This window comes from Streptomyces cyanogenus, from assembly GCF_017526105.1.
In the GTDB taxonomy this organism is placed as follows: domain Bacteria; phylum Actinomycetota; class Actinomycetes; order Streptomycetales; family Streptomycetaceae; genus Streptomyces; species Streptomyces cyanogenus.
Genome location: NZ_CP071839.1, coordinates 1,534,150 through 1,547,397, shown reverse-complemented (window position 1 = coordinate 1,547,397; position 13,248 = coordinate 1,534,150). Strand labels below are relative to the sequence as shown.

Here is a 13,248-nt window from a genome sequence, read left to right as displayed (position 1 = left end):
CCGTCCCTCAGCCCAGCACCTTCTCCAGCGCCGCCAGGGCGGACCGCAGCTCCTCCGCCGTGATGGTCAGCGGCGGCGCCAGCCGGATCGTGGAGCCATGGGTGTCCTTGACCAGGACGCCCTCGCGCATCAGGCGCTCACTGATCTCGCGGCCGGTGCCGAGCGCCGGGTCGACGTCCACGCCGGCCCACAGCCCGCGCGAGCGGAACCCGGTCACGCCCTTGCCGACCAGCTCGGTCAGCCCGTCCCGCAGGATCACACCCAGCTCGGCCGCCCGGCGCTGGAACTCGCCGGTCTCCAGCAGCTCGACCACGGCCGTGCCGACCGCCGCCGCGAGCGGGTTGCCGCCGAACGTCGAGCCGTGCTCGCCCGGGTGCAGCACGCCCAGCACCTCGCGCCGGGCCACCACCGCCGACACCGGCACGATGCCGCCGCCCAGCGCCTTGCCGAGCAGCAGCATGTCCGGGACGACGTCCTCGTGCTCGACGGCGAGGGTACGGCCCGTGCGGCCGAGGCCCGACTGGATCTCGTCCGCGATGAACAGGCAGCCCTTGCGGCGGGTCAGTTCGCGCACCCCGGCGAGGTAGCCGTCGTCCGGGATGATGACACCGGCCTCGCCCTGGATGGGCTCGATCAGCACCGCCGCCGTCGTCTCGTCGACCGCCGCCTCCAGCGCGGCCAGGTCGTTGTACGGCACGACCCTGAAGCCCGGCGTGAACGGCCCGAAGCCGGCGCGGGCCGTCTCGTCCGTGGAGAAGCTGACGATGGTCGTCGTCCGGCCGTGGAAGTTCTCCGCCGCGACCACGATCGTCGCCTGCCCGGCCGGGACGCCCTTCACGTCGTACGCCCACTTGCGGGCCACCTTGATGCCGCTCTCCACCGCCTCCGCGCCGGTGTTCATCGGCAGCACCATGTCCAGGCCGGTCAGCTGCGTCAGCCGCTCGGCGAACTCCGCGAGCCGGTCGTTGTGGAAGGCGCGGGAGGTCAGCGTCAGCTGGTCGAGCTGGCGGTGCGCCGCCTCGACGAGCGCGGGGTGCCGGTGGCCGAAGTTGAGGGCCGAGTAGCCGGCCAGCAGGTCGAGGTAGCGGTTGCCCTCGACGTCCTCCACCCAGGTGCCCTCGGCCCGGGCCACGACCACGGGCAGCGGGTGGTAGTTGTGCGCGAGAACCGGCTCCTCCGCGCGGATCAGGTCGTCGGACGTACGGGTGCGCGCGGGTGCAGTCATCAGCGGATCTCCTGGGTGCAGCACTTGATGCCGCCGCCGGCCTTGTGGAACTCGGACAGGTCGACGGGGACGGGGACGTAACCGTGGTCGGCGAGGCGTTCGGCGAGCGCCTCGGCGCGGGGCGCGATGAAGACGTGCCGGCCGTCGGAGACGGAGTTGAGGCCGAACGCCAGCGCGTCCTCGCGGGTGGCGAGCACCGCGTCCGGGTACAGCCGCTTGAGGACCTCCCGGCTGCCCGGCGAGAACGCCTCCGGGTAGTAGCAGATGTTGTCGTCGTCCAGGACGAACAGCGCCGTGTCCAGGTGGTAGAAGTACGGGTCCACCAGGGTCAGGCCGATCACCGGGTGGCCGAGGAACTCCTGCGCCTCCCGGTGCGCCTCGCGGGTGGTGCGGAACCCGGTGCCGGCGAGCACGTACCGGCCCGTCCACACCAGGTCCCCCTCTCCCTCCGTCACCGACTCCGGCCGGTAGACGTCGTAGCCGGCCGCCTTGAACCAGGTGTCGTAGTGGACCGACTCCGGGCGCCGCTCCGGAGCGTGGAACAGGGAGCCGAACACCCGGCCGCCGACGACGAACGCCGCGTTCGCCGCGAACACCATGTCCGGCAGGCCGGGGACCGGCTCTACGGCGTCGACGGTGTGACCGTGGGTCCGGTAGGCGCGGATCAGCGCCTGCCACTGCTCCTGGGCCAGGTCCAGGTCGACGGGACGGTCGGGATTCATCCAGGGATTGATCGCGTACTGGACGGCGAAGTGTCTGGGTTCACAGACGAGAAAGCGCCGTGGACGCGGCACACGACTGTCGGACACAGAGGGTTTCCTCCGCTTTCCTGTGTGTCACTGAGGGGTGACACCACGGTAGGAAGGGAGGAAGTCGGACGACAAGCGAGAAGAGCTGCGTGGTGGTGCAGCATTGCTGCGTTCTCGGCAGGATGCGCGCACGATCCCTGCGCGTTCCGAGGTCACTCGGGAGCCGCGTGGGTGGCGCCGGCTTCCGGGCTTTCCGGGAGCAGATGGGACAACACCATCACACTGATCGTCTTCCGGATGAACGGCTCGGCACGGATCCGCTCCAGCACCTCCTCGAAGTGCTCCACGTCCCGGGCGCGCACGTGCAGCAGTGCGTCGGCGCCGCCGGTCACCGTCATCGCCGCCGCGATCTCCGGATGGTTGCGGACGACCTCCGCCAGCCGCCGGGGCGGGGCCGCGCCCTCGCAGTACACCTCGACGTACGCCTCCGTGCGCCAGCCCAGCGCGGACGGCTTGACCGTCGCCGTGAACCCGGTGATCACCCCGGTCTCGCGCAGCCTGTCCACCCGCCGTTTGACCGCCGTGGCGGACAGCCCGATCGCCGCTCCTATCTCGGCGAAGCTGGTCCGGGCGTTCGCCATGAGCGCGGTGATGATCTGGCGGTCCAGCTCGTCGAACGAGGGCGTCCTGCTGTTCATGCGGGCACTGTAGCCAGCCCCGCCCCGGCCGACCGGCTCAGGACTGGGTGACGACCAGGGTGAGGGTCAGCAGACCCAGCACCACCCATCCGAACCACAGCCAGCCGTTGCTGCCGAGCGCGACCGTGTAGGCGGTCACGAGGACCAGCCCGCCGACCGTGAGTGCCCCCATCGTCCTGATGGAACCGTTCGTGGAACCGGGCATCGCGACACCCTCCTCATGGTCCGTTACCGACCATGGTGCCCCGATTCCCGGGAAACGGCGCCTGCCGGGAGGATACGGCTGCTCAGCCCTCGCGCGCGTTCAGCGAGGCCAGATAGGCGTTGTACGCCGCCAGCTCCTTGTCGCCGTCCCGGTCGGCGGCCCGGTCCGTGCGCTTGGCCTGCCGCTGCTCGGAGCGGTACCACTGGAACAGCAGCGCGATCAGCACCAGCACCGACGGGATCTCGCTGAACGCCCAGGCGATACCGCCCGCCGCGCTCTGATCGGACAGCGCCTCGACGCCGAGCGAGCCGGGCGGGTGCTGGAAGGTCTCCACCATCGGCGTCGACGCCATCATCAGCGCGATGCCGAAGAACGCGTGGAAGGGCATGCCCGCGAACAGCTCCAGCATCCGCATCAGGTGACCGGGCCGGTGCGGGCCGGGGTCGACACCGATGATCGGCCAGAAGAACACGACACCGACCGCGAGGAAGTGGACCATCATCGCGACGTGCCCGGTCTTCGAGCCCATCAGGAAGTCGAACAGCGGGGTGAAGTACAGGCCGTACAGGCTCGCGATGAACAGCGGGATCGTGAACGCCGGGTGCGTGATGATCTGCATGTACCGGCTGTGCAGCAGCATCAGCAGCAGCTCGCGCGGACCCTTGCGGCCCCTCCCGGCCGTCGGCAGGGCGCGCAGCGCGAGCGTGACCGGGGCACCGAGCAGGATCAGGATCGGCGACAGCATGCTGATCACCATGTGCTGCACCATGTGCACGCTGAACATGACCATGCCGTAGTCGTTCAGCCTGGTGCACATGACCAGCGCGATCGTGAGCACACCGACGACGTACGACACCGTACGCGACACCGGCCACGCGTCCCCGCGCCGCCGCAGCCGCACGACCCCCCAGCCGTAGAGCGCCAGACCGGCGAGGCAGGCCACGAGGAAGAACGGGTCGGCCGACCACTGAAGACCCCGCCCCAGCGTGAACGGCGGCAGATCCATCATCATGCCGTGCCCGCTGTGATCCATCCGGCCGCTCCTGGTTCGTGGGGGTTGCGCGGTGTCTGTCCGCAGCTGTCTTGTCCGCACCAAGAGTAGAACCGGCCCCGGTCACCATCGTGACCGGGGCCGGTTTGTTCTCACCGGAACCACTGCGTCAGAGGACGCACTCCGCCTCGTCGTACCGCTCGGTGGGCACCGTCTTCAGTGTCTCCACGGCCTCCGCCAGCGACACCATCACGATGTCCGTCCCGCGCAGCGCCGTCATCTTGCCGAACTCGCCCCGGTGCACGGCCTCCACCGCGTGCCAGCCGAAACGGGTCGCCAGCACCCTGTCGTACGCGGTCGGCGTGCCGCCCCGCTGCACGTGCCCGAGGATGACCGGACGGGCCTCCTTGCCGAGCCGCTGCTCCAGTTCGACCGACAGCTGCCGGGCGATACCGGCGAACCGCTCGTGGCCGTAGATGTCCTTGCCGCCCTCGTCGAACTCCATGGAACCGGGCCGCGGCTTGGCCCCCTCCGCGGCGACCACGATGGCGAACCGCTTGCCCGCCTCGAACCGCTCGCCGACCTTCCGCGTCAACTCCTCGATGTCGAAGGGCCGCTCGGGTACGACGACGGCGTGCGCGCCGGCCGCCATGCCCGAGTGCAGCGCGATCCAGCCGGTGTGCCGGCCCATGACCTCCACGATCAGCACCCGCTGGTGCGACTCGGCGGTGGTCTTCAGCCGGTCCAGGGCCTCGGTCGCCACGGTCACCGCGGTGTCGAAGCCGAAGGTGACATCGGTGACGGCGATGTCGTTGTCGATCGTCTTGGGCACGCCCACGATGGGCAGCCCGCTGTCCGACAGCAGCCGGGCCGCCTTCAGCGTGCCCTCGCCGCCGATCGGGATGATCGCGTCGAGGCCGAGTTCCGCGACATGGCCCTTGGCCCGCTCCACACCGTCCCGCAGATGCTCCGGGCGGACCCGGGAGGAGCCGAGGATGGTGCCGCCGCGGGCCAGGATGCCGCCCACGGCGTCGAGGTCGAGCTTCAGGTAGTCGCACTCCAGGAGGCCCTTCCAGCCGTCCCGGAAACCGATGACCTCGTCGCCGTGGTCGGCGACGGCACGGTGCACGACGGACCGGATGACGGCGTTCAGGCCGGGGCAGTCGCCGCCGGACGTGAGGACACCAATGCGCATAGCCCGAAATACCTTCTCAACGTGGGCCGGGTAACCGGACCACGTTGTCCGGCGGATTCCCGGTCACCCTACCGGCGGAAGGGGGTGGCTCCGTAGCGGGCGTCCGCCTGCTGGACGCGCCCGCACATGTGAGCGGACGGACCGTCAGGCGGGCCCCAGGGAGTCTGCCGGACCACGTTGAAATCCCGTGAAGAACGGGTTACGCAGGCTGCTGCGCAACTGTCACCTACGCAGGCTGCTGCGCAGCCGCGATGCGCTCGTTGCGGAGCGCCTCGTACCAGCGGTCGTCGATCGGCGGCAGCGCGTTGACGTCCAGCGCCAGCTTCAGCAGCAGGTCGGCGATCAGCGGGTTGCGGGCGAGCACCGGACCGTGCATGTACGTGCCGAAGACCGTCCCGTTGTACGCGCCCTCCGTGCCGTCCCCGGTGCCGTTGCCCTTGCCGATCTGCACGCGGGCGAAGGGGCGGGCGGTGGGGCCGAGGTGGGTGACGCCCTGGTGGTTCTCGAAGCCGGTCAGCTGGGGCAGGCCGAGCTGCGGGTCGATGTCGCCCAGCACGTCGCCGACGCACCGCTCGCCCTCGCCGCGCACCGACACCACGTCGAGCAGGCCGAGGCCCGGCTCGCGCTGGCCGAGGTCGTTGATGAACTCGTGGCCGAGGATCTGGTAGCCGGCGCAGACCGAGAAGACGATCGCGCCGTTCTCCACCGCCCGGTGCAGGTGCCCGTCACGGCGCAGCCGCTCGGCCGCGAGCCGCTGCGGACGGTCCTCGCCGCCGCCGATCAGGTAGATGTCGCCGGAGGTCGGGATCGGCTGGTCGCTGCGCACGTCCAGCCGGGCCACGTCCAGGCCGCGCTGCCGGGCCCGGCGCTCCACGACGAGCGCGTTGCCCTGGTCGCCGTAGGTGCTGAGCAGGTCCGGGTAGATCCACACCAGCCGCAGTTGGTTGTCGCTCATGAGGTGATCGCCCTTCGAAGATCAGTTGCCGACGCGGCGGCGCAGGTCCTGGAACGCGGTGTAGTTCGCGATGACCTCGATCCGGCCCGGCGGGCACATCTGCACGGCCTGGTCGAGGTCGTCGCAGACCTGGAAGTGCTGGTTCGCGACCTCCAGACGGACGGCGAGGTCCAGCTTCCGGTCGCCGATGACGAAGATCGGGTGGCCGGTCAGCCGGGTGTAGTCGACGTCCCAGAGCCAGGAGGTGTCGGTGCCGTCGGCGCCGCGGGCGTTCACCGACAGGATCACCGGCGCGGGCGGCGGGTCGATCAGGGAGAACGTCTCCAGCCAGCCGGCCGGGTTCTTGGCCAGCAGCAGCCTGAGGTCGCGGTTCTGGAACTGGACCACGTCGTACCGGCCGGCCACCGCCTGCACCTGGTACATCCGCTCCAGGGCGACCTGCGGCGGCACCCCGAAGACGGCGGCGACCGCCGCGGAGCTGGCCGCGTTCGCCTTGTTGGCCCGGCCCGGCAGCTGCAGGTGGATCGGCCAGGCGGACCCGTGCGGGTCCAGCACGTGATCGCCGGAGAGCGCCCAGGTCGGCGTGGGCCGGCGGAAGCCGCACTCACCGCAGAACCAGTCGTCGCCGGGGCGCTGCATCACGCCACCGCACGACGGGCAGGACCAGGCGTCGTCCTTCCACATCTGCCCGGCAGCGACCCAGATCACATTCGCGGAGGAGGACGCGGCCCACACCACCAGCGGGTCGTCGCAGTTGGCGACGACGACCGCCTTGGAGCCGGCCAGACCCTCGCGCCAGTTCTCGGCGAGCATCCGGGTCTCGGCGGCTCGGTCCAGCTGGTCGCGGGAGAGGTTCAGCAGGGCGATGCACTTGGGGGCGGTGTCCCGGGCCACTCCGGCCAGGTACTTCTCGTCCACCTCGATGACGCCGAACTTCGCGTCCGAGCCGCCCGCCAGCGCGGACGTGATGCCGGCCGGCATGTTGGCGCCGAGCGCGTTCGACACGACCGGGCCCGCGGCGCGCAGCGCCTCCGCGATGAGCCGGGTGGTCGTGGTCTTGCCGTTGGTGGCCGACACCAGGACGACGTCCAGGTTCTGGGCGAGCCGCCCGAGCAGATCGGGGTCGAGTTTCAGCGCGACCCGGCCACCGATCACCGACCCGCTGCCGCGTCCTGCGGCGCGCGATGCCGCAGCGACCGCCTTGCCCGCGGTCACGGCCAGCTTGGCCCGCGGCGAGAGCGGGTCCGAGTTGCCTGCCATCAGTTCTCGATCCTCCTTGCGTACGCGCCGCGCCTGGGGCCATCCGGCAACGTGGTGTGAACCTCAGCCTATCGAGATCCATTCCAGTGCCGAATCCCGGCCCCAGGCCTCGAGCGGCGGGCATGAGCTGAACGAACCGTACCCTTGCCGCCATGCGACACGGTTCCATTCCGGGCGCCCACGGGCGCGTCCGGCCTCTCACCCTGCTCGGCGACGCGGCGCTGCGCGAGCCCTGCCGGGACGTCACCGACTTCGGACCCGGCCTCGCGGACCTCGTGGAGGACCTGTTCGCCACGATGTACGCGGCGCGAGGAGTGGGCCTGGCCGCCAACCAGATCGGGGTCGGTCTGCGGGTGTTCGTGTACGACTGCCCCGACGACGAGGACGTCCGTCACCTCGGCCATGTGGTGAACCCGCGGCTGGTCGAGGCCGACGGTGTGGTGATCCGGGGCCCGGAGGGCTGCCTTTCCCTGCCGGGCCTGGAGGCGGGAACCGAGCGCTACGACCACGCGGTGGTCGAGGGCTTCACCATGACGGGAGACCCGGTCACCGTCCACGGCACCGGCTTCTTTGCCAGATGCTTGCAACACGAGTGCGACCACCTGGAGGGCACGGTGTACGCCGACCGCTTGGCGGGGTGGCGCCGCCGGAAGCTGGTGCGGCAGATCTCCCGAGCCCCGTGGCACCGGCCGGCTGCTCCCGCTCGGGGACGCGGGGAACTGCGCGACCAGCCCCCGCCGGCCCGCGGCTGAAGAGCGGCCGTCAGAAGCCGGGGCCTCCCATCCGGTCCCCGGCCGCGGCCAGACGACCCCACAGCAGGTCCGCGAGAGACCGCACCAACTCGGCGCGTGAACAGGGGCGTTCACCCAGCCACCAGTCACCCGCCGCGTGCATCATCCCGACGATCCCGTGCCCCCACACCCGAGCCAGCTGCTGGCTCTCCGGACCCAGGTCCACCCGCTCCTCGATGACCTGGGCCAGCTCCTCGCCCATCCGCCGGAGCAGCGGAGCGCTGTGCTTGCCCACGTCGAAGCCCTGGTCGCCCCCGGTGCTGCCCTCCGCCGGGTGCATCAGGAACCGGTACACCTGGGGCCGTGCCTCGATCGCGGCGAGGTAGGTGGCCAGCGTCGCCTCGACCCGCTCGCGCCGGTCGGCGGGTGCGTCCAGCGCCGCCCGCAGGGAGTCGAGCAACGCGTCGGTGTGCCGCTTGGCGAGCGCCGCGTACAGTCCGCCCTTGTCGCCGAAGTGCCGGTAGAGAATCGGCTTCGTGATACCCGCTTCCGCCGCGATCGCGTTCATCGACGCCTGCGGGCCGTCGCGCAGCACCACCCGGTCGGCGGCCTCCAGCAGTTCGCGTCGTCGGCGGTCGGCGGACCGCTGCTGCTCGGTCCGCTGCGTGGTGTCCATGTGCTCTCCCCACCCGTGCTGATTCGGTGACGCCTGCGCAAACTAACACTGACCGTTCCCCGCACATCGAACGGGATGCTGAGGTGTCATCACCGGTTGACTTTCCTTACCGATCAGTAACACACTTCGGGTTACCGCTAGTAACACCGCACTGCCGCCCGCTGGAGGGGACATGGCCGAGTTCACCATGGAGCTGAACGAGGAACAGAGGGAAGTACGCGACTGGCTCCATGGCTTCGCCGCGGATGTGATCCGTCCCGCAGCGGCCGAGTGGGACGAGCGAGAAGAGACGCCATGGCCGGTCATCCAGGAGGCCGCGAAGGTCGGCATATACTCCCTCGACTTCTACGCGCAGCAGTACTTCGACCCCACCGGCCTCGGCATCCCGATGGCCATGGAGGAGCTGTTCTGGGGCGACGCGGGCATCGCCCTCTCCATCGTGGGCACCGGCCTCGCCGCCGTGGGCGTCCTCGCCAACGGGACCGAGGAGCAGATCGGCACCTGGATCCCGCAGATGTACGGCGACCAGAACGACGTCAAGGTCGCCGCGTTCTGCTCCTCCGAGCCCGACGCCGGCTCCGACGTCGCCTCCCTGCGCACGCGTGCGGTGTACGACGAGGCCAGGGACGAGTGGGTGATCAACGGCACGAAGACCTGGGCGACCAACGGCGGCATCGCCAACGTCCACGTCGTGGTCGCCGTGGTCGACCCGGAGCTGGGCTCCAAGGGCCACGCCTCCTTCATCGTTCCGCCGGGTACGGCCGGTCTGTCCCAGGGCCAGAAGTTCAAGAAGCACGGCATCCGTGCCTCGCACACCGCCGAGGTCGTCCTCGACAACGTCCGGGTGCCCGGCTCCTGCCTGCTCGGCGGCAAGGAGAAGCTGGACGAGCGCCTGGCCCGGGCCCGCGAGAAGGCCGGGGCGGCCGGAGGCTCGGGGAGCGTGAAGAACGCCGCGATGGCCACGTTCGAGGCGTCCCGCCCGGCCGTCGGCGCCATGGCGGTCGGCACCGCCCGTGCCGCGTACGAGGTCGCCCTCGACTACGCCAGGACCCGCGAGCAGTTCGGCCGGCCGATCATCGACAACCAGGGGGTCGCCTTCCAGCTGGCGGACATGCGGACGCAGATCGACGCCGCGCGTCTGCTGGTCTGGCGGGCCTCGTGGATGGCGGTCAACGGCAAGCCGTTCACCGCGGCCGAGGGCTCCATGTCGAAGCTGTTCGCCAGCGAGACCGCCAAGAAGGTCACGGCCCAGGCGATCCAGATCCTCGGCGGCAACGGCTACACCCGCGAGTACCCGGTCGAGCGGATGCACCGGGACGCGGCGATCTACACCATTTTCGAGGGGACGAGCGAGATCCAGCGGCTCGTCATCGCGCGGGCCCTGTCCGGGATGCCGATCCGGTAGCACCGTCCTTGCAGTAGGACGCGCATAGATCGTTCACGTGAGAAAGGCCCTCCCGGACAACCCGGGAGGGCCGCTGCGGCGTGCTGAAGTCAAGATCCAATCAGGCTTGGGAGACGACTGGGAGATCGTTTCTGGCGGGGCATCTGGAGCGGGGGATACGGGCCGAACTCGCGGCGGTCCACGACCACCCTCAACGAGTCCTCCCAAAGGCGTTGGAGGTACTCGGCGATCGCCAACTCCATCGCCAACGTCACGTGCGAGTAGGTGCCTTCGACGCCCTGGAGCACATGCCCCATCCGCGCCTCAACAGCAACTCTAGGATGATTGCCCTCATCCAGCCAGACCTTCTGCGAGTGCCGTAGCCCATGCGGCGTCAGCCCCTCAACGCCGAGCACCGGCCTGATCCCGACCCGTGCCTTCGCGCCCCTCACGACACCGCGCGGCGCCCGCCCGGACACCAGCGGCTGCCAGGTGTCCTTGTACCAGTCACCTCCCCGTAGCAGCCGACCGCCCTTGGGCGCGGTGAAGACCCATTCGCTGCCCGGCCGGGAGTCCATCAACTCCTGCAGCAGCTCGGCGAGGAACCGCGGCAGAATCAGTCCGCGGCCCGAGTCGTACTTGTTGGCGATCTCCGTGAACACGCCGTCGATGTACTGGCTCTGCTGTACGGAGTGCAGGCGCGCCCCCTCACCGGTGTCCTTCAGGGCCAGCTGGTCGCGGTGCACGCCGGCCAGCTCACCGATCCGCAGGCCGGTGTAGGCCGACGTGAGAACGAGGACGTACTCGTTGAGGCCTCGCATCTCCAGCGCATTGCGGGCAATGAGGAGCGCCTGGCGCGGGGTGGCGATGACCTTCTCGTCCTTCGGCTTCGGCTTGTACCGGCCGCGCCGGCCCGACTTTCGGGTGGCCACCGGGTTGTCGCCTCGCAGCTTCTCTGTGACGGCGTCATCGAGCATCGTGCGGAAGACGCTCATCACGCCGTCCGCGTAGTTCTTCGCCAGCCGCTGGCGTAGGCCCTTTTCCCAGGTGGCGATCGCGGTGGGGGACAGGTCTCCGATCGCCACACCTCCCCACTCGGGGAGGATCTGGTTCTTCAGCCGCAGCCGGTATTCCTTCTCGGTGAGGGGGCCGACGTCGATGGACGGCAGCCAGGCCGCCGCCCACTCTGCGACGGTGATCCGACCGTCACGGGGGTTGATGAACTGCTTGCGCCGGACGTCGACTTCCAGGCCGTGTGCGTACTGCTCGGCAGCGCGTTCCGTGTAGAAGGGCTGACCTTGGTCGTCCTTGGAGACTGACCCCCACTTGCCGTTGGGGAGCTTGTACCGACCTCGATACCGCCACTTGCGGGCGCGCTTGTCGTAGCCGCGCTTCTCTCCGTAGGCCATCGATCACCTCTGGGCTCATCCAGTGACCGCACGCAGTGCGGTCCGGACCATGGTCTCGTCGAGCCGTTGCCAGCCGGTGATGGTGACGTTGAGGATTTGCTGAAGGGCCAGGGCGCCGTCGTCCTGGATCAGACTCTCGTCGATGTAGACGTTGAAGCGTCCGTCATCCCGGTCGTCGACCCAGATGCGGACTTTTTTGGGCATTCCCGAGACTGACAGAACCCGCACACACATAGGTCCCCCAAGACCACTGCGGGCGCCCTCCATTGTGGTGTCCGCATATGACACCACACTTCCGGGTGATGCTGGAAGGGATCGTGCACGACCAGTGAGGGCCGAGTTACGAGCCGTTGGCAGCCTGCGGCTCGTCTCCGTTGTCGTCATCGTCGTCTGGCAGCCGGTGCAGCTTGCGCTCCGCCCGGCGCCAGGCCAGCAGAGCCTCCTGGATTTCCTGGGGTGTGGCGTCCGGCTGGCCGTGGACAACGACCGTCATGCGGGCGCCCTTCGTGCCGGGAAGCTGGATGACCTGTGAGTCGATGAGCGGATCGTCGCTCTCCAGTTCATCGACGACCCGCAAGGGGAGCTTCCGGCGGAGCTTGTCTTGCCCGACGCGCAGCTCGGCCGACCCCTCGTGAACGACCGGCACGCGGGTGGGCTCTCCACCGCGTAGCACTTCGAGCCCCGAGCCGGGGGCCCATCCGAGGTGCGGCTCGACCTTGCCAAGGGAGGGTGGAATCCGTGTGCGGGACTCGCCGCTCTCCAGATTCTGGACGCTGCCTTCGCTGATGCCGGCGAGCTCGGCGAGGGCGACCTGGGTGAGCCCGCGTGCTTCGCGGGCCGACCTGATGGCATCCGCGAGCTTGGGCCACTGCCGTTTGGTCCGGTCCTCTGTCATGTCGGCCATCATGCCGCACGGTTTGGCAACACGCACCTACCGGATCCCCCAATTGACCTGGATTGATCGGTCTTAGGGGCGCATTTTTGTTGCTTCGTTAACGGCTCGTTGCGCTTGCGCGCCGTGCATGCGCCGCTGCGCGCCGTACTTCTCTGGCCACAGCTCTCGTCATCGAACCCGCAAGTAGGCCCAAGTAACCCAGAACAACACCCAAAGAAACCAGCGCTAGCCGCTTGCCGTTGCGGCTTCATTAGGTCTACGTTGTGTCTCGTGAGACCGAACGGAGCCGCAATGAAGGCCATCCGCGAGGCACGGGGAATCAGCCTTCAGCAGCTCGCGAAGGACATAGGCAGAGACCCCGGCTTCCTCTCCCGAGTCGAGAACGGCCAACAGGGAGCAGGGGCCGGAACCCTCCACCTCTACGCCTCACGCCTGGACGTGCCTATCGCAGCCATCACACACGAGGAGAGAACCCGTGACCAGGAACGACCTGGCTCCCCCCACCGACACGACGCTGATCCTGCGACTCACCGAGCTGACGGCAGCGGTTGAGCGTCTGGCGTCCGCCCCCACCGCGGCCGAGCTGGAGCTCAAGTGCTTCACCCCCGAGGAGGCCGCAGCCATCCTCGGCAAGACGACCAACTGGGTCGTCGAGTCCATCCAGGCCGGCCGGATCCCCCACACCTACGTCGGCAAGTCGCCGCGCATGACCGCCGCCCACATCCGCTGGGTCCAGGCCCAGGGCGAGCGGGTGCCGAACCAGTACGCCAAGCCGATCTCCCGCCGCCCGGCCCGCGCCGCCGCCTGACGCGGCAGCAAAGAGGCCGCCCCGCGCCTACGGGACGACCTCGAACGATCCACCCCTCACGAACCTC

Annotated in this window: 16 protein-coding genes; 4 read left to right on the top strand and 12 right to left on the bottom strand. The window is 69.5% G+C overall.

From position 1 onward, the window contains the following. Positions 1 to 7: 7 nt before the first annotated feature. From rocD to S1361_RS06775, 8 genes are all read right to left on the bottom strand, one after another. A complete protein-coding gene (gene rocD / locus S1361_RS06810) occupies positions 8 to 1,225 on the bottom strand; it encodes an ornithine--oxo-acid transaminase (RefSeq protein WP_208030939.1) in 1,218 nt (405 codons plus the stop codon). Further along, on the bottom strand, positions 1,225 to 2,034 hold the full coding sequence (gene ddaH / locus S1361_RS06805) for a dimethylargininase (RefSeq protein ID WP_208030938.1): 810 nt from the start codon (positions 2,032 to 2,034) through the stop codon (positions 1,225 to 1,227). The genes rocD and ddaH overlap by 1 nt, the downstream gene beginning before the upstream one ends. 152 nt (positions 2,035 to 2,186) lie before the next feature. After that, a complete protein-coding gene (locus tag S1361_RS06800; protein WP_208030937.1) occupies positions 2,187 to 2,672 on the bottom strand; it encodes an Lrp/AsnC family transcriptional regulator in 486 nt (161 codons plus the stop codon). A gap of 37 nt (positions 2,673 to 2,709) precedes the next feature. Next, the gene (locus S1361_RS06795; protein WP_208030936.1) at positions 2,710 to 2,877 is read right to left on the bottom strand and encodes a hypothetical protein; all 168 of its coding nucleotides are present in this window, start codon (positions 2,875 to 2,877) and stop codon (positions 2,710 to 2,712) included. 82 nt (positions 2,878 to 2,959) lie between these two features. Then, positions 2,960 to 3,910: a cytochrome c oxidase assembly protein gene (locus S1361_RS06790; RefSeq protein ID WP_208030935.1), complete on the bottom strand. Its 951-nt coding sequence runs from the start codon at positions 3,908 to 3,910 to the stop codon at positions 2,960 to 2,962. Positions 3,911 to 4,037: 127 nt separating this feature from the next. Then, positions 4,038 to 5,063, bottom strand: a complete 1,026-nt coding sequence (locus S1361_RS06785; RefSeq protein ID WP_208030934.1) for a 6-phosphofructokinase — start codon at positions 5,061 to 5,063, stop codon at positions 4,038 to 4,040. A gap of 226 nt (positions 5,064 to 5,289) precedes the next feature. Continuing rightward, positions 5,290 to 6,018: a type 1 glutamine amidotransferase gene (locus tag S1361_RS06780; protein WP_208030933.1), complete on the bottom strand. Its 729-nt coding sequence runs from the start codon at positions 6,016 to 6,018 to the stop codon at positions 5,290 to 5,292. A gap of 21 nt (positions 6,019 to 6,039) precedes the next feature. After that, positions 6,040 to 7,278 carry a MurT ligase domain-containing protein gene (locus tag S1361_RS06775; RefSeq protein WP_208030932.1) on the bottom strand — a complete coding sequence of 413 codons (1,239 nt, stop codon included), beginning with the start codon at positions 7,276 to 7,278 and terminating at the stop codon, positions 6,040 to 6,042. Positions 7,279 to 7,430: 152 nt separating this feature from the next. Between S1361_RS06775 and def the strand changes: the two genes are divergently transcribed. Beyond that, positions 7,431 to 8,030 (top strand): peptide deformylase, encoded by a 600-nt coding sequence (def, locus tag S1361_RS06770; RefSeq protein WP_208030931.1) that lies wholly within the window; start codon positions 7,431 to 7,433, stop codon positions 8,028 to 8,030. Positions 8,031 to 8,040: 10 nt separating this feature from the next. Here the strand turns inward: def and S1361_RS06765 are convergent, their stop codons facing one another. Next, on the bottom strand, positions 8,041 to 8,685 hold the full coding sequence (locus tag S1361_RS06765) for a TetR/AcrR family transcriptional regulator (RefSeq protein WP_208030930.1): 645 nt from the start codon (positions 8,683 to 8,685) through the stop codon (positions 8,041 to 8,043). A gap of 172 nt (positions 8,686 to 8,857) precedes the next feature. Between S1361_RS06765 and S1361_RS06760 the strand changes: the two genes are divergently transcribed. Beyond that, positions 8,858 to 10,090 (top strand): acyl-CoA dehydrogenase family protein, encoded by a 1,233-nt coding sequence (locus S1361_RS06760; RefSeq protein WP_208030929.1) that lies wholly within the window; start codon positions 8,858 to 8,860, stop codon positions 10,088 to 10,090. 89 nt (positions 10,091 to 10,179) lie between these two features. On the opposite strand, the gene S1361_RS06755 is transcribed toward S1361_RS06760, so the two are convergent. The 3 genes from S1361_RS06755 to S1361_RS06745 all read right to left on the bottom strand — a co-directional run bounded on the left by S1361_RS06755 (position 10,180) and on the right by S1361_RS06745 (position 12,373). Continuing rightward, a complete protein-coding gene (locus tag S1361_RS06755) occupies positions 10,180 to 11,478 on the bottom strand; it encodes a tyrosine-type recombinase/integrase (protein WP_208030928.1) in 1,299 nt (432 codons plus the stop codon). Between the two features lie 15 nt (positions 11,479 to 11,493). After that, positions 11,494 to 11,682 carry a hypothetical protein gene (locus tag S1361_RS06750; RefSeq protein WP_208030927.1) on the bottom strand — a complete coding sequence of 63 codons (189 nt, stop codon included), beginning with the start codon at positions 11,680 to 11,682 and terminating at the stop codon, positions 11,494 to 11,496. Positions 11,683 to 11,818: 136 nt separating this feature from the next. Further along, a complete protein-coding gene (locus S1361_RS06745; protein ID WP_208030926.1) occupies positions 11,819 to 12,373 on the bottom strand; it encodes a helix-turn-helix domain-containing protein in 555 nt (184 codons plus the stop codon). Positions 12,374 to 12,664: 291 nt separating this feature from the next. On the opposite strand from S1361_RS06745, the gene S1361_RS40265 reads away from it, so the two are divergent. Both S1361_RS40265 and S1361_RS06735 read left to right on the top strand, forming a co-directional pair. After that, positions 12,665 to 12,925, top strand: a complete 261-nt coding sequence (locus S1361_RS40265; RefSeq protein ID WP_208030925.1) for a helix-turn-helix domain-containing protein — start codon at positions 12,665 to 12,667, stop codon at positions 12,923 to 12,925. After that, positions 12,849 to 13,181, top strand: coding sequence for a MerR family transcriptional regulator (locus S1361_RS06735; protein WP_208030924.1), 333 nt, complete (start codon positions 12,849 to 12,851; stop codon positions 13,179 to 13,181). Before S1361_RS40265 ends, S1361_RS06735 begins: the two co-directional genes overlap by 77 nt. The last annotated feature ends 67 nt before the right edge of the window (positions 13,182 to 13,248 follow it).